At 71.8% G+C, this 15537-nt stretch carries 12 protein-coding genes; 9 read left to right on the forward strand and 3 right to left on the reverse strand.

Translation table 11 applies throughout. The features are described from left to right. Positions 1–2: 2 nt before the first annotated feature. The 4 genes from ACZ4TV_RS10515 to ACZ4TV_RS10530 all read left to right on the forward strand — a co-directional run bounded on the left by ACZ4TV_RS10515 (position 3) and on the right by ACZ4TV_RS10530 (position 4711). The gene (locus ACZ4TV_RS10515) at positions 3–548 is read left to right on the forward strand and encodes a GNAT family N-acetyltransferase (protein ID WP_468132818.1); all 546 of its coding nucleotides are present in this window, start codon (positions 3–5) and stop codon (positions 546–548) included. Between the two features lie 91 nt (positions 549–639). Continuing rightward, complete coding sequence (locus tag ACZ4TV_RS10520; RefSeq protein ID WP_468132820.1) at positions 640–1227, forward strand: hypothetical protein; 588 nt, start codon at positions 640–642, stop codon at positions 1225–1227. Between the two features lie 167 nt (positions 1228–1394). After that, positions 1395–1589 (forward strand): hypothetical protein, encoded by a 195-nt coding sequence (locus ACZ4TV_RS10525; protein ID WP_468132822.1) that lies wholly within the window; start codon positions 1395–1397, stop codon positions 1587–1589. Between the two features lie 59 nt (positions 1590–1648). Continuing rightward, positions 1649–4711, forward strand: coding sequence for a helix-turn-helix transcriptional regulator (locus ACZ4TV_RS10530; RefSeq protein ID WP_468132824.1), 3063 nt, complete (start codon positions 1649–1651; stop codon positions 4709–4711). Here the strand turns inward: ACZ4TV_RS10530 and ACZ4TV_RS10535 are convergent. The 3 genes from ACZ4TV_RS10535 to ACZ4TV_RS10545 all read right to left on the reverse strand — a co-directional run bounded on the left by ACZ4TV_RS10535 (position 4674) and on the right by ACZ4TV_RS10545 (position 7324). Further along, entirely contained in the window at positions 4674–4844 is a 171-nt protein-coding gene (locus ACZ4TV_RS10535) for a DUF6191 domain-containing protein (RefSeq protein WP_468132871.1), read from the reverse strand. The two genes, ACZ4TV_RS10530 and ACZ4TV_RS10535, sit on opposite strands and share 38 nt — an antisense overlap. Before the next feature lie 51 nt (positions 4845–4895). Then, entirely contained in the window at positions 4896–6185 is a 1290-nt protein-coding gene (locus tag ACZ4TV_RS10540) for a PQQ-dependent sugar dehydrogenase (protein WP_468132826.1), read from the reverse strand. 131 nt (positions 6186–6316) lie between these two features. Next, the gene (locus tag ACZ4TV_RS10545) at positions 6317–7324 is read right to left on the reverse strand and encodes an aldo/keto reductase (RefSeq protein ID WP_468132828.1); all 1008 of its coding nucleotides are present in this window, start codon (positions 7322–7324) and stop codon (positions 6317–6319) included. Positions 7325–7397: 73 nt separating this feature from the next. Here ACZ4TV_RS10545 and ACZ4TV_RS10550 point away from each other — a divergent pair, with 73 nt between their 5' ends. From ACZ4TV_RS10550 to ilvC, 5 genes are all read left to right on the forward strand, one after another. Further along, positions 7398–8345 carry a 2-hydroxyacid dehydrogenase gene (locus ACZ4TV_RS10550; protein ID WP_468132830.1) on the forward strand — a complete coding sequence of 316 codons (948 nt, stop codon included), beginning with the start codon at positions 7398–7400 and terminating at the stop codon, positions 8343–8345. A gap of 282 nt (positions 8346–8627) precedes the next feature. Continuing rightward, positions 8628–11516 (forward strand): putative bifunctional diguanylate cyclase/phosphodiesterase, encoded by a 2889-nt coding sequence (locus tag ACZ4TV_RS10555; RefSeq protein ID WP_468132832.1) that lies wholly within the window; start codon positions 8628–8630, stop codon positions 11514–11516. 204 nt (positions 11517–11720) lie between these two features. Beyond that, on the forward strand, positions 11721–13607 hold the full coding sequence (locus ACZ4TV_RS10560; protein WP_468132834.1) for an acetolactate synthase large subunit: 1887 nt from the start codon (positions 11721–11723) through the stop codon (positions 13605–13607). 32 nt (positions 13608–13639) lie between these two features. Beyond that, on the forward strand, positions 13640–14164 hold the full coding sequence (gene ilvN / locus ACZ4TV_RS10565; RefSeq protein WP_030010002.1) for an acetolactate synthase small subunit: 525 nt from the start codon (positions 13640–13642) through the stop codon (positions 14162–14164). 202 nt (positions 14165–14366) lie between these two features. Then, entirely contained in the window at positions 14367–15368 is a 1002-nt protein-coding gene (gene ilvC, locus ACZ4TV_RS10570; RefSeq protein ID WP_404956182.1) for a ketol-acid reductoisomerase, read from the forward strand. Positions 15369–15537: the final 169 nt, after the last annotated feature.

Here is a 15537-nt window from a genome sequence, read left to right on the forward strand (position 1 = left end):
GCATGTTCGCGATAGACCTGGCCGAAGACGCCCAGCTCAAGCCGCTGGAGGTGTGGCACGCCGAGGAGTTCCTCGCCCACATGGACCGGGGCCGCGAGTACATCGGCCAGTACGTCGGCTTCCCCGACCGCGCCACCGACCTGAACTCGGCGCGCGAACTGCTCCGTGCCAACGCCGAGAAGGCCGCGAACGACGGGACCCGCTTCTTCGGCATCTGGGTCGGCGGCACCCTCGTCGGCGGAGTGCTCTACCCGGTCTTCGACGCGGCGGCCGGCAACTGCGAGGTCGGCTGCTGGCTGGAGCCCTCCGCAGCCGGACGCGGGCTGGTCACGGCCGCCTGCCGGGTGCTCATCGACTGGGCCTTCCAGGGGCGCGGCATGCACCGCGTGGAGTGGCACGTCGCCACCGAGAACAAGAAGAGCATCGCGGTCGCCGAGCGCCTCGGCCTGACCCGCGAGGGCGTGATGCGCGAGAACCACCTGCACCGCGGCGTGCGTCAGAGCACCGAGGTCTGGTCGGTCCTCGCTCACGAGTGGCACACCCCCTGAGCCCTGTCCGGGGTTGACTCCGGGCCCCGCGGACGGCGGGGCCCGGCGGATTCTCAGAAAACTCTCAGACAGTCCGCCTACGGTGCCCCGCATGGACACCACCAAGACCCCCGCCCCGAACGCCCCCGAGGCGGACACCGCCCCCGCCGACCTCGCGAAGGCCGAGACGCCGCAGGCCGCCGAAGCCGCCCCGGCCGAAGCCGCCGCCGAGCTCACGGACGCGGACCTGGACGGCGACGAGCTCGTCGAGCTCGACGAGGACCAGGCCGAGACCGAGGAGCCGAGCCACGTCGGGTCCGCGGCCTCCGCGATCATCGCGGCGGGTCTCGCCGTCGTCGCCCTCAGCGGAAGCTGGGTCGCCGGCATCGTGTCCGAGCGTGCGAGCATCGCCGCCCGGCTGGAGCTGACCCAGGCCGCCGACGCCAACGCGCAGATCGCCGCCCAGTTCGTCGACCCGTGGCACACCACCGCGATGGTGAACGGAGTCTTCTCCGCCCTCGCCCTGATCATCGCCACCTTCGTGCTGGCCCTCCCCGCCTTCAGCACCCCCGAGCGCGTCCTCCCCACCTGGGTGCGGTCCGTCTCCTGGGCGGGCATCGGCCTGGGCGCCCTCGGCGTCCTGCTCTTCGTCCTCATGTACTTCGACCTCCTCCTCGCCATTCCCAAGGCAGCTGGCTAGGCACCGCCTTAGGCCTCCGAGGCCCGTCCCGGGGATCTTCGGCCCCGGACTAAGGCCCCCTGCCCCCGGCAGATGCGGCATGCGACCGATGTGCCGGTACCCCCTGGGACGCGAATCTTGGATCACACCGAACGAGGTGCCCGAGAAACGCGACCAGGGAGTACGAGATGTTCGAGCACGAGATCGCCACCGCCGCCCGCAGCGCCGACCTCATCCGCGAGGCAGCCGAGTACCGGCTGGCCCGGGAGGCGAGCAAGGCGCGCCGCGCCTCCTTGCGAAACCAGGAACCCCGAGGGCCGGTGAGGGGGCTACGGATCCGCTTCACCCGCCGCGCAGCGTGCGCCGCGCCCCGCACCGTGTGAACCGACACGCGAGGGGGAGCGCACCGATAACGGGTGCCGCCGAGCCGGACCTCTGTGCGATGCTCGGCGGCGTGGAAACCAGATCTGTCAGCCCGGTGTTCGTCGGCCGAGCCGACGAACTGGCCGTGCTCACCGACGCACTGACCCGCGCCGAGGGCCAGGAGCCGCAGGCGATGCTCATCGGGGGAGAGGCCGGCGTCGGCAAAACCCGCCTCACCGAGGAGTTCCTCTGCGAGGCGGACCGCCGCGGCGCAGTCGTCGCCGTCGGAGGCTGTGTGGAGATCGGGGCGGAGGGACTTCCCTTCGCCCCGTTCTCGACGGCCCTGCGCACCCTGCACCGCCTGCTCCCCGGGGAACTGGCCGCCGCGGCCGCCGGCCAGGAGGACGAACTCGCCCGGATCCTGCCCGAACTCGGTGATACTCCACGCGGCCCGCACGACGAGGAGAGCACCGCCCGGCTCTTCGAACTGACGGCCCGGATGCTGGAGCGGCTCGCCGCCGACCGCACCGTCGTCCTCGTCCTGGAGGACCTGCACTGGGCGGACACCTCCACCCGGCACCTGCTCTCCTACCTCTTCCGCACCCTCGCCAGCGGCCGGCTCGTCGTCGTCGCCACCTACCGCGCGGACGACGTCCACCGCCGCCACCCGCTGCGCCCGCTCCTCGCCGAACTCGACCGGCTCCGCACCGTCCGACGCATCGAGCTGTCCCGCTTCAACCGGGCCGAGGTACGCCGCCAGCTCGCCGGCATCCTCGCCGCGCAGCCCGACGAGGACTTCGTGGACTCCGTCTTCGACCGGTCGGACGGCAACGCCTTCTTCGTCGAGGAACTCGTCGCCTGTCAGGAGAGCGGCTGCCGCACCGGCCTCACCGAATCCCTCCGCGATCTGCTCCTCGTCCGGGTCGAGGTCCTCCCCGACGAGGCCCAGCGCCTGGTGCGCATCGTCGCCGAGGGCGGCTCCACCGTGGAGTACCCCCTCCTGCGCGCCGTCGCCGGGCTCACCGAGGACGAGTTGATCGAAGCGCTGAGGGCCGCGGTCGGAGCCAACATCCTGCTCGCCACCCCCGACGGCGACGGCTACCGGTTCCGGCACTCGCTCGTCCGCGAGGCCGTCAGCGACGACCTGCTGCCCGGGGAACGCGCCCGCGTCAACCGCCGCTACGCCGAGGCCATGGAAGCCGACGCGTCGCTGATCCGGGCCGAGGAACGGGTCATCCGGCTGGCCAGCTACTGGTACCACGCGAACGACCCCGCCAAGGCGCTGCCCGCCGTACTGGCCGCCTCCGTGGCGGCCCGCCGCCGGCACGCCTACTCCGAGCAGCTGAGTCTGCTGGAGCGGGCCATGGACCTGTGGGACAGCGCACCGCAGGACGTCCGTGCGGCGCTTCGCCCGGCGGACTACACCGACGTGTACCCGCCGTGCGGCTGCGACCCGGCCAGCACCCCGCTCCAGCGGCTCGACCTGCTGGCCGAGGCGACCGTCGCGGCCCGCTACGGCGGAGAGCGCGAACGCGCCCTGAAGATCACGAAGACGGCGCTGCGCCTGCTGGAGGAGGACCGCGACGCGCTGCGGGCCGCGTGGTTCTGGACCGAGCGCTCCCGGCTGGTCGCCGGCCTCGGCCGCGGCGACGGCTGGGAGGAGATAGCCAAGGCGCAGGACCTCGTCCGGGGGCTGCCCCCGTCCCAGGTGCACGCCGAGGTCCTGGTCCGCGCGGCGGGCTGGGGCATGCTCCACAAGCCGGGCCCCGACAACCTCGCGGCCGCCGAACGCGCCGTCGAATACGCGCGCATGGTCGGCGCCGAGGACACCGAGCTCAATGCCCGGATCACGGTCGGCTGCCTGCTCACCGACTCCGGCGACGGCCCGGGCGGCCTCGCGGAGATGCACGCGGTCAGGCAACGCGCCACGGAACTCGGGCTCACCATGCTGGCAGGACGTGCACATATCAATCTCACCTCTCAGTTGGAAAGCATGGGCCGGTCCCGCGAAGCCGTGGAACTGGCCGAACAAGGGGCTGAACTGGTCAGGAAGGCCCGGCTTCTGGACACCGAGGCCTGGGTCTGCGGAAACATGGCCGAGAGCCTCTACAGCCTCGGCCGCTGGGACGAGGCCGCCGAGGCGGCCCGGCGCATCCTGCTCGTCGGCCAGAGCGCGGCCCCCCGCGGCTCCGGCGCCGCGCGACTCGCCTACCTCGCCTTGGCCCGCGGCGAGTTGACCGAGGCGGCCCAGCAGCTCGCCGCCGCCCACGCCCACTTCGGCACCCATGACACCCAGCCCCAGCACCGGATACCGCTGTACCGCCTTGCCATCGGGCTCGCCGCGGGGGAGGGCCGGATCGCCGACGTCCGCGCCGAGATGACCGCCGCCGTCGCCTACGGGTTCCCGCTCGGCCAGCACCGCTACGCCTGGCCGCTCGTGCTCGCCGCCGCCTCCGCGGAGGCGGACGCCCGGGGGCTCCCGGCCGCCGACGCCGGCCGCGACGCCGCTCTGGACGTGCTGCGCACCGTCGCCCGCTCCCTCGCCACCCCGGTCCCGGTGTGGGCCGCCCACGCGGAGTACGTCCGGGCCGAGCTGCTCCGGGCCGAGGCCCGGGACAGCGTCGCCGACTGGGCGGCCGTCGAGGAGGCCATCCGCCCGCTGGAACGCCCGTACCTGCTGGCCCGGGCCCGCCACCGGCTCGCCGAGGCCATGCTGGCCGCCGGCGGCGACCGGGAATCCGCGGCCCTCCTGCTCCGCGAGGCCTACGCCACCGCCGACCGCATCGGCTCACGCCGGCTGCGTGAGGACCTGGCCCTGCTCGCCCAGCGCGCCCGCCTGCCCCACACCGCCGCCGACACCTCCCCGGCCCCGCCCGAACCGCGGGCCGACCCGGTCGAGGCGCTCGGCCTGACCAGCCGCGAGCGGGACGTGCTGCGCCTGGTGGCGGCCGGCAGCACCAACCGCAAGATCGCCGAGGAGCTCTTCATCTCCCCGAAGACGGCGAGCGTGCACGTCTCCAACATCCTGGCGAAGCTGGGTGTCACCGGCCGCGGCGAGGCGGCCGCCCTCGCCCACCGGCTACGGCTCTTCGCCCCCGGCCCGGTCAGCCCCCGACCGGAGGCTGCCCGGCGGGGCGTATGAGCACCCTGCCGGAGTCGAGGTCTATCGGACCCCGTCCCGGATCGTTGTCATTGACATCGGCCCGGGACAGCTCCAGCCGCTTCTTCTCCTCGTCCGTGTGTTTGCGTCCCGGGTTGAACAGCTCCTCGATCATGTTGAACACCGCGCCCACCGCACCTTTCGTCCCCCGCCGGGGGCATGCCGCTCACCGCACCGTCAGTGTCAGGATCCTGTCGTCGCCCGCTTCCGGCGACCCGCGCCCGTCCGTCTCGCTGGTGACCAGCAGCAACCGGTCCCCGCCGAGGGCCACCACCGTCCGCAGCCGGCCGTACTCGCCCGTCAGGAAGGCCTCGGGCTCCGCCACCGGCTCCGTCCCGGCCAGCGGGATCCGCCACAGCCGCTCGCCCCTGAGCCCGGCCATCCACACCGATCCCTCCGCCCAGGCGATCCCGCTCGGCGAGGCGTCGTCGGTCTTCCACACGGCCACCGGATCCCGGAGGCCCGGCTTGCCCGCCTTCCCCTCGGCCTGCGGCCAGCCGTAATTCGCGCCGGGCTCGATCAGATTCAGCTCGTCCCAGGCCTTCTGGCCGAACTCGGCCGCCCACAGCCGTTTGTCCTTGTCCCAGGCGAGGCCCTGCACATTGCGGTGCCCGTAGGAGTAGACGACGGAATCGGCCTCAGGATTGCCGTGCACCGGATCCCCGTCCGGGGTCATCCGCAGGATCTTGCCGCCCAGCGACTTCTTGTCCTGCGCGAGCCCGGCGTCACCGGTCTCACCCGTCCCCGCGTAGAGCATCTTGTCCGGGCCGAAGGCGATCCGGCCGCCGTTGTGGAAGAGGCCCTTGGGGATCCCGCGGAACACGGTGTCCGGAGCGCCCAGTTGCTGCCCGGCCGGTCTCTGCTCGTCATACCGCAGCCGGGCGATGCGGTTGTCGGACTCGGTCGTGAAGTACACGTACACCAGCCGGTCCGAGGCGAAGGAGGGCGACAGCGCGAGGCCCATCAGCCCGCCCTCCCCGCCGGGAGCCACCCCCGGCACCTCGCCGATCCGGGTCACCGCGCCCGATCCCACGGCGATCCTGCTGATCGTCCCCTTGTCCCGCGAGGCGACGAGCAGGTCCCCGCCGGGCAACGGGGCCACGCCCCACGGCGTCTCCAGGTCCTTGGCCACCTCGCCGGTGACCGTCACCGTGCCCTTCGCCGGCGGACCGGGGGCCTCCGGCGAGGCGGACGGTCTGGCCGACGGGCCCGGTGACCCGGGCACAGCCGCGGCCGCGCCCGGTGGAGAGCTGCCCCGCCCCGTGCCGGGGGCGCCCTCCGGGGAGCATCCCGCCGTCAGCAGAGCCCCGCATCCGGCCAGCGCGACCGCCGCCAGCACGCTCCGACGCCGCGCGCGCGGGCCTCCGTACCCGCGCGGACCCTCGTACCCGCGCGGGCCCTCGTACGCGCGCGGCCCCTCGTACCCCACCTGCCCGGGAGAACTTCCATATCGCATCGCCCTGCTCCCTTCCCGTCCTCCGATCGTGCCTTCCATCTGTCTCAACAGCTCCGGCAGTTCCCGAAGTTCCACCACTCGTACACTCGATCGAGTGGTTGTGGGAGGGGCCGGTCCCGGGCCGGTCCGGCTCAGTCCCAGGCCCCCACCTCGACGGGGAGGGCCGCGATCTCGGCCAGATCCCCGGCCGAGAGCCGGACCTCCGCCGCCCGCGCGTTCTCCGCGGCCCAGCGCGCCCGGTCGGCCCCCGGCACCGGCACCACCTGCGGGCCCTGCGCCAGCACCCACGCCAACGCCACCTGCGCGACCGTGACCTCGGGCCCGTGCCGCAGCGCCACCCGCCGCAGCCCCGACACCAGCACCTGGTTCGACGCCATCGCCTCCGCCGTGAACCGCGGATGGCGGGCCCGTACGTCCTGCGACTCGAAGCCCTCACCCGGGGTGAGAGTCCCGGTCAGGAACCCGCTGCCCAGCGGCATCGCCGCCAGGAACCCCACCCCGCGCGCCGCGCACCACGGCAGCAGCTGCCAGGCCGCCTCCGGCGACCACACCGACAGCTCCGCCTCCACCGCGCTCACCGGGAACACCTGCTGCAGCCGCTCCAGATGCCGCACGGTCGTCCTGTACCCGCGGTCCCCGCGCCGCCCCGCCCCCGGTCCGGCCCCGGCACCCAGCGCGCAGAAGCCCAGCGCCCGCACCTTCCCCGCAGCCACCAGCTCCGCCATGGCCCCCCAGGTCTCCTCCACCGGAACCTCCGGATCCACCCGGTGCAGCTGGTAGAGGTCTATGACATCGGTCCGCAGCCGCCGCAGCGAGGCGTCGCAGGCCCGCCGCAGATAGCCGGGCCGCCCGTCGGCCACCACGTGCTGGTCACCCGCCCGCAGTCCCACCTTGGCCGAGACGAACGCCTCGGACCGCCGCTCCCGCAGCACCCGCCCGAGCAGCAGCTCGTTGGTGAACGGCCCGTACACATCTGCCGTGTCCAGCAGGTTCGACCCCAGGTCCAGCGCCGTGTGCACGGCGGCCAGCGATTCCTGCCCCCGCCGCCGCGAAGGCGCGTACGCCCAGCTCATCGGCATACAGCCGAGGCCGATGGCGCCCACGGTCAGCGCCCCCGCCCCGATCGACCTGCGCTCCACGCCTGCGTCCCCCTCCCGCTCCGGCAAACAAACTAACGGCTTGATCAAGATGGCTTGGCATAGCCTCGCGATCATGACTGCGAAGACCCCGGACGTCTGGCTCCCCTTCCCCGCCGAGGAGATCGACGGCCTCCCCGACTCCTTCCGCTACCGCCTCTGGGACGGCGAGGACGACTTCCCGGCCGATCCGGCCGACTGCGTCTTCTACGTGACGCCCTACATGAAGTCCCCCGAGGTCACCGTGCGTCCCCTGGCGGCGATGCCCGCGCTGCGGGTCGTCCAGACCCTGACCGCCGGCATCGACCACGTGCTGGGCGGCCTCGGCGACCTGCGCCCCGGTGTCCGGCTGTGCAATGCCGCCGGGGTCCACACGGCCAGCACCGCCGAGCTCGCTCTCGCGCTGACCCTGGCCTCCCTGCGCGGCATCCCCGGCATGGTCCGCGGCCAGGACCGCGAGGAGTGGCGCTCCGGCTTCTATGACGCCCTCGCCGACAAATCCGTTCTGATCATCGGCTACGGATCGATCGGCTCGGCCATCGAGGACCGGCTCGTGCCCTTCGAATGCGGGCGGATCGCACGGGTGGCCCGTACGGCGCGGACCACCGCGCGCGGGCCCGTGCACGCCCTCTCCGAACTGCCCCGGCTGCTGCCGCAGGCCGACGTGGTGATTCTGGTGACGCCGCTGACCGAGGCCACCCGGGGTCTGGCCGGCGCCGGGTTCCTGGGCCGGATGAAGGACGGCGCCCTGCTGGTGAACGTGGCCCGCGGCCCCGTCGTCGACACCGAGTCCCTGCTGGCGGAGGTGGAGTCGGGCCGGCTGCGCGCGGCGCTCGACGTCACCGACCCGGAACCGCTGCCCGCCGGCCACCCGCTCTGGCATGCTCCGAATGTCCTGATCACGCCCCATGTCGGCGGCAGCAGCACGGCGTTCGAGCCGCGGGCCAAGCGCCTGCTGGTGCGCCAGCTCGGCCGGTTCGCCGTCGGAGAGCCCGTGGAGCACACGGTGCTGATCATCGAGTGACGCGCGGTGCGCACGCTCCGCAGTCACTCGAATGCGCTGCGTGGGCACAACTCCCTGAGCGGTAACGCAGAGTAGAGGAACTATGTCCCTGAGTGACGAAAGTGGTGTATCGTCCGGAAGAAGGGGCTGCGCCACGAACGTCTGGCGCTGGGGAGTGATCGGACACTTTGGGGGGCGACGGGCGATGCACGGCCAATGGACGAAGGATCCGATGCGGCAGAGCCGCCGGAGGCGACGGTGTCGGGACTGGGCTGCGCCGGAACCAGCCAGCGAGGGGGACCGGTGAGTGCCCAGGGGGCGGCGCTCCTGAACCGGCCGTCCGTCTCCGGCGGAGGCAAGTGCCTGACGATGCAGCTGCTCCTCGCGGTGGTCTGCGGCGGGTACGCCGTCGGCGCCGCCCTCAACTGGGGGTCGGAGGAAGTCGCCGAGATCATGGGCGATTTCGGACTCAGCGCCGCCGGCTTACTGGCCGCTGTCTCCTGTTACTCCTACGCGCGGGCGATCGACAGCCGCGAACGCCCCGCCTGGCTGCTCTTCGCCTTCTCCTCCCTCATGGGCGCCAGCGGCAACGCGGTCTGGGGCTGGTACGAGGTGATCCTCGGTCAGGCGGTGCCCAAGCCCTCGCTCGCCGACTTCGCCTTCCTCTGCTTCGCCCCGCCCGCCATCGTGGGCCTGCTCGTCCTCGCCAAACGCCCGGTCACCCGCGCCGGCTGGGTGTGCCTCGGGCTCGACTCCTGGCTCATCGGCGGCTCCCTGCTGACCCTGTCCTGGAGCCTCGCCCTGGCCCACGCGGCGCAGACCGCGCAGTCCGGCGCACCCGGCAGCGTCCCGCGCGCCGCGCTCTCCCTCGCATACCCGCTCCTGGACATCGCGCTCGTCTCGATGGTCCTGGTCCTGCACTTCCGGCGGAGCGAGAGCAACCGCTCCGCCGTCAACACCGCCATCGCCGCGCTGGCCCTGACCGTGCTCAGCGACGCCCTGTTCACCTCGCCCCTGCTGAGCGCCGAGTACCAGTCCGGACAGCTGCTCGACGCCGGCTGGTTCGCGGGCTCGCTCCTGCTCGCGTACGCGCCCTGGGGCGCCCGGCGCGTCCACCCGGGCCCGGAGCCGGTCGGGCACCCGCGCGCGGACCGGCCGCACAGCCGCCCGATCACCGGCTCGCTGCCCGCCCTCACCCCGTACCTCGCGGCCGCCGTGTGCACTCTCGGCATCCTCTACAACGTCGTGGACGGCCGGAAGGTGGACCGGATGGTCGTCTTCACCGGCTGCACGGTCGTGCTCGCCCTCGTCATCCGGCAGGGCATCATGCTCCTCGACAACATCGCGCTGACCCAGGAACTGGCCCAGAAGGAGAACCACTTCCGCTCCCTGGTCCAGGGCTCCAGCGACGTCATCATGATCGCCGCGCCCACCGGGACCCTGCGCTACGTCAGCCCCGCCGCCGCCGGCGTCTACGGCCGCGAGGCGGAGGAGCTGGTCGGCACCGAGCTCGCCACCCTGATCCACCCCGACGACCTCGGCCGGGTGGTCCACGAGGTACGCCGCTTCCTCGCCGCACCGCCGGCCGAGGAGCCCACCACCCGCATCGAGTGCCGCTTCAAGTCGGGCGGCGGCGAGTGGCTCAACGTGGAGTCCACCGTCAACCGCCACCAGGGCGGACTCATCCTCAACAGCCGGGACGTCACCGAGCGGGTCCGGCTCCAGGCCCAGCTCCAGCACAGCGCGGAACACGACCCGCTGACCGACCTGCCCAACCGGGCCCTCTTCACCCGGCGCGTGCGCCAGGCCCTGACCGGCCGGCGCGCGGGCGACCACAGCACCGCCGTGCTCTTCATCGACCTCGACGGCTTCAAAGCGGTCAACGACACCATCGGCCACCAGGCCGGCGACGAGCTGCTCATCGAGGCCGCGCGCAGGCTCCAGGACTCGGTCCGGGCCGGGGACACCGCGGCCCGGCTCGGCGGCGACGAGTTCGCCGCGCTGATCCTGGGCGACGGGAACCGTGACCGCAGCGCCCGCGAGTACCAGGTGCGCGAGATCGCCGACCGGCTGCGCACCACGCTCTCCCAGCCGTACCGGATCGGAGGCAGCGAGGTACGGGTCGCCGCCAGCATCGGCGTGGCCTTCGCCGACCCCGGAATCACCCCTTCGGACCTGATGCGCAACGCGGATCTCGCGATGTACCGGGCCAAGGCGGGCGGCAAGGACCGCGTCGAGATGTACGCCCCGCAGATGCAGGCCGAGGTCGTGCGGAAGGCCGAGCTGGCCGGCCGGCTGCGGACCGCACTGCACGAGGGTGAGTTCGCCCTGCTGCACCAGCCCGTGGTCTCGCTGGCCACCGGCGAGGTGTCGGCCGTCGCCGCGCAGGCCCGCTGGCGTTCGGCGCAGGGGATCCTCTTCACCCCGGCGGAGTTCCTCCGGGTCGCCGAGTACAGCGAGGGCGCCGCGGGCGCCGCCGGCGGCGCGGGCCCGGACGCCTCGCGCACCGCCGAGCTGGGACGCTGGCTGCTGGAGGAGGCCGTGGAGCAGGCCGCAGACCGGCACCGGGCCGGACACGACGTACCCGTGGCCGTGCGGATGACCGCCCAGCGGCTCCTGGACCGCGCCATGCCGCTCGGCTCCGTGGAGGCCCTGCTGACCCGGCACGGTCTGCCCTCCGGGGCCCTGGTGCTGGAGCTCGCCGTATCCGATCCCCGCGTGCCCTTCGACGACCTGGAGCGCCGCCTGACGGCCTTGCACCGGCTCGGGGTGGGCATCGCCCTGGACGGCTTCGGCAGCGGCTATGCGGCCATCAGCGCCCTGCGCCGCCTGCCGGTGGACATGCTCAAGCTGGACCGGGGCCTGGTGGAGGGCGTGGTCGAGTCCGCCCGCCTGCACAAGATCACTGCCGGTCTCTTGCGGATCGCAAACGACCTGGGCATGCGCTCGGTGGCCGACGGAGTGGATCTCCCCGAGCAGGTGACGGCCCTGCGGGCCATGGGCTGCACGCACGGCCAGGGAATGGCGTTTTCCGGCCCGCTCGACGAGTACAGGCTGCGGCGCGCGCTCGTGCGCGGTACGTTCCCAGTACCGGGCGGTACGGCCCAGCCCGCACTGGCCGGCGGTTCCCCCGGGGGCTCGATGGCCATCCATAGAGGCTCACATAATGAGACGCCCGTCCCACCTACTTGACATCACCCTCCCGCCGGAGGGAGGGTCAGTGTCATGCGCACCCGAATTCTCGTACTTGGAAAGCGCGTCGGCTGAGGCTGGGACCAGCATGTCCCTGCTCAACACACCCGACGCGCTCCCCTCGCTTGCCTCCTGGCACGAGGGGTTTTTTGTTGCACTGGCACAGAGTCGAATCCGCGTAAAACCCTCAGCTTCGAGAAGAGAATGCCGATGACCGAGCAGGCCACCGGGGCCCACCATCCGCAGCCGCGGCCCCGTTCCGGCGGACAGCAGTCCGCCGCAGTTGAGCACGTCACGGGTGCGCAGTCCCTCATCCGCTCTCTCGAAGAGGTGGGGTGCGACACCGTCTTCGGGATTCCGGGAGGCGCCATCCTCCCCGCGTACGACCCGATGATGGACTCGAAGAAGGTCCGTCACATCCTGGTCCGCCACGAGCAGGGGGCCGGTCACGCCGCCACCGGCTACGCGCAGGCCACCGGCAAGGTCGGCGTCTGTATGGCCACCTCCGGCCCGGGCGCCACCAACCTGGTCACCCCGATCGCCGACGCGCACATGGACTCCGTCCCGCTCGTCGCGATCACCGGTCAGGTCTCCTCCAAGGCGATCGGCACCGACGCCTTCCAGGAGGCGGACATCGTCGGCATCACGATGCCGATCACCAAGCACAACTTCCTGGTCACCAAGGCCGAGGACATCCCGCGGACGATCGCCGAGGCGTTCCACATCGCCTCCACCGGCCGCCCCGGCCCGGTCCTGGTGGACATCGCCAAGGACGCCCTGCAGGCGAGGACCACCTTCTCGTGGCCGCCCGCCCAGGACCTCCCCGGTTACCGGCCGGTCACTAAGCCGCACGCCAAGCAGATCCGCGAGGCCGCCAAGCTCATCTGCCAGGCCAAGCGCCCGGTGCTGTACGTCGGCGGCGGCGTCATGAAGTCCGGCGCGACCGCCGAGCTGAAGGTCCTCGCCGAGCTGACCGGCGTCCCGGTCGCCACCACCCTGATGGCCCTCGGCTCCTTCCCCGACAGCCACCCGCTGCACGTCGGCATGCCGGGCATGCACGGATCGGTCACCGGCGTCACCGCGCTGCAGAAGTCGGACCTGCTGATCGCGCTCGGCACCCGCTTCGACGACCGCGTCACCGGCAAGCTGGACAGCTTCGCGCCCTTCGCCAAGATCATCCACGCGGACATCGACCCGGCCGAGATCGGCAAGAACCGCGCGGTCGACGTCCCGATCGTCGGCGACGCCCGCGAGGTCATCGCCGACCTGATCCAGGCGGTCCAGGCCGAGCACACCGAGGGCAACGCCGGTGACTACACCGCCTGGTGGAACGACCTCAACCGCTGGCGCGACACGTACCCGCTGGGCTACGACCTGCCCGAGGACGGCAGCCTCTCGCCGCAGCAGGTCATCGAGCGGATCGGCGCGCTCGCGCCGAAGAGCACGATCTTCGCGGCCGGCGTCGGCCAGCACCAGATGTGGGCCTCGCACTTCGTCAAGTACGAGGAGCCCCGCACCTGGCTGAACTCCGGCGGCGCCGGAACCATGGGCTACGCGGTCCCGGCCGCGATGGGCGCCAAGGTCGGCATGCCCGAGCGCACGGTCTGGGCGATCGACGGCGACGGCTGCTTCCAGATGACCAATCAGGAACTGGTCACCTGCGCCCTGAACAACATCCCGATCAAGGTCGCGATCATCAACAACGGCGCGCTGGGCATGGTCCGCCAGTGGCAGACGCTGTTCTACAACCAGCGGTACTCCAACACCGTCCTGCACGCCGACGAGACCGGCCACGACACGGTCGGCTCCCAGCTCGGCGAGTCCGTCGCGCCCCGCAAGGGCACGCGTGTCCCGGACTTCGTCAAGCTGTCGGAGGCCATGGGCTGCGTGGCGCTGCGCTGCGAGGACCCGGCCGACCTGGACAAGGTCATCGCCGAGGCCAACGCGATCAACGACCGTACCGTCGTGATCGACTTCATCGTCCACGAGGACGCCATGGTGTGGCCGATGGTCGCCGCCGGCACCTCCAACGACGAGGTCATGGCAGCCCGGGGCGTCCGTCCCGACTTCGGCGACAACGAAGACGACTGAGCCGAGAGAGCCTGAGAGAGAGAACGCCTCACATGTCCAAGCACACGCTCTCCGTCCTGGTCGAGAACACGCCCGGCATCCTCGCCCGGATCGCCGCCCTGTTCTCCCGCCGCGGGTTCAACATCGACTCCCTCGCGGTCGGCGTCACGGAGCACCCCGACATCTCCCGCATCACGATCGTCGTGAACGTCGAGGACCTCCCGCTGGAGCAGGTGACCAAGCAACTGAACAAGCTGGTCAACGTGCTCAAGATCGTCGAGCTGGAGTCCCACAACGCCATCGAGCGCGAACTCGTCCTGGTGAAGGTCCGCGCCGACAACGAGACCCGGTCGCAGATCGTCGAGATCGTCCAGCTGTTCCGCGCCAAGACGGTCGACGTCTCCCCGGAGGCCGTCACCATCGAGGCCACCGGTGGCTCCGACAAGCTCGGCGCGATGCTCAAGATGCTGGAGCCCTTCGGCATCAAGGAGCTCGTGCAGTCCGGCACGATCGCCATAGGGCGTGGCGGCCGGTCCATCACGGACCGCAGCCTGCGCGCGCTCGACCGCAGCGCCTGATCCGGCCGTGCCCACCGGTCGTGCCCACCAGTCGGCACGACCGGTCGGTACGACCGAGCGGCACAGTCGGTACGACCGAGCGGCACAGCGGACACGTAAGCCGCGTCAGACACGCTCAGCTCGCATAGCGAGACCGAGAAACTCAGATTCCGTTCCCCGCCGTACGGTGGGAGCAACACCAGCGCACCAAGGAGATATCCCAGTGGCCGAGCTGTTCTACGAGAACGACGCCGACCTGTCCATCATCCAGGGCCGCAAGGTCGCAGTCATCGGTTACGGCAGCCAGGGCCACGCCCACGCGCTGTCGCTCCGTGACTCCGGCGTCGACGTCGTCGTCGGTCTGAAGGAGGGCTCGAAGTCCAAGGCCAAGGCCGAGGAGCAGGGTCTGAAGGTCGTCCCCGTGGCGGAGGCCGCCGCCTGGGCCGACGTCATCATGATCCTGACCCCGGACCCGCTGCAGGCCGAGATCTACGAGGAGTCCATCAAGGACCACCTCAAGGACGGCGACGCGCTGTTCTTCGGTCACGGCTTCAACGTCCGCTACGGCTTCATCAAGCCCCCGGCCAACGTGGACGTCGCCCTGGTCGCCCCGAAGGGCCCGGGTCACCTGGTCCGCCGCCAGTACGAGGAGGGCCGCGGCGTTCCGTGCATCGCGGCCGTCGAGCAGGACTACTCGGGCAACGCCTTCGCCCTCGCGCTCTCGTACGCGGCCGGCATCGGCGGCACCCGCGCCGGCGTCATCAAGACCACCTTCACCGAGGAGACCGAGACCGACCTGTTCGGTGAGCAGGCCGTCCTCTGCGGCGGAGCCTCCGCCCTGGTCAAGGCCGGTTTCGAGACCCTGACCGAGGCCGGCTACCAGCCGGAGATCGCGTACTTCGAGTGCCTGCACGAGCTGAAGCTCATCGTGGACCTCATGTACGAGGGCGGCCTGGAGAAGATGCGCTGGTCGGTCTCCGAGACCGCCGAGTGGGGCGACTACATCACCGGCCCCCGCATCATCACCGACGCCACCAAGGCCGAGATGAAGAAGGTCCTCGCGGAGATCCAGAGCGGCGAGTTCGCCAACACCTGGATGGCCGAGTACAAGGCCGGTCTGCCGAAGTACAACGAGTACAAGAAGGCCGACGAGGCCCACCTGCTCGAGACCACCGGCAAGAAGCTGCGCAAGCTGATGAGCTGGGTCGACAGCGACGAGAGCTGATCTCGTGGCGGGGGGGGGGGGGGGGGGGGGGGGGGGGGGGGGGGGGGGGGGGGGCGGGGGGAGGGGGGGGGGGGGGGGGGGAGGGAGAGAGGGGGAGGGAGGGGGGGGGGGGGGGGGGGGGGGGGGAAAGAGGGAAGTGGGAAGGCGGGTGGGCTCACCCCTAAACAGA

Source organism: Streptomyces sp. NPDC028910 (assembly GCF_055564955.1).

Coding starts and splice junctions, on each gene's coding strand:
- ACZ4TV_RS10515 (WP_468132818.1), top strand. CDS start 3: ATGTTCGCGATAGACCTGGCCGAAGACGCCCAGCTCAAGCCGCTGGAG.
- ACZ4TV_RS10520 (WP_468132820.1), top strand. CDS start 640: ATGGACACCACCAAGACCCCCGCCCCGAACGCCCCCGAGGCGGACACC.
- ACZ4TV_RS10525 (WP_468132822.1), top strand. CDS start 1,395: ATGTTCGAGCACGAGATCGCCACCGCCGCCCGCAGCGCCGACCTCATC.
- ACZ4TV_RS10530 (WP_468132824.1), top strand. CDS start 1,649: ATGCTCGGCGGCGTGGAAACCAGATCTGTCAGCCCGGTGTTCGTCGGC.
- ACZ4TV_RS10535 (WP_468132871.1), bottom strand. CDS start 4,844: ATGATCGAGGAGCTGTTCAACCCGGGACGCAAACACACGGACGAGGAG.
- ACZ4TV_RS10540 (WP_468132826.1), bottom strand. CDS start 6,185: ATGCGATATGGAAGTTCTCCCGGGCAGGTGGGGTACGAGGGGCCGCGC.
- ACZ4TV_RS10550 (WP_468132830.1), top strand. CDS start 7,398: ATGACTGCGAAGACCCCGGACGTCTGGCTCCCCTTCCCCGCCGAGGAG.
- ACZ4TV_RS10560 (WP_468132834.1), top strand. CDS start 11,721: ATGCCGATGACCGAGCAGGCCACCGGGGCCCACCATCCGCAGCCGCGG.
- ilvN (WP_030010002.1), top strand. CDS start 13,640: ATGTCCAAGCACACGCTCTCCGTCCTGGTCGAGAACACGCCCGGCATC.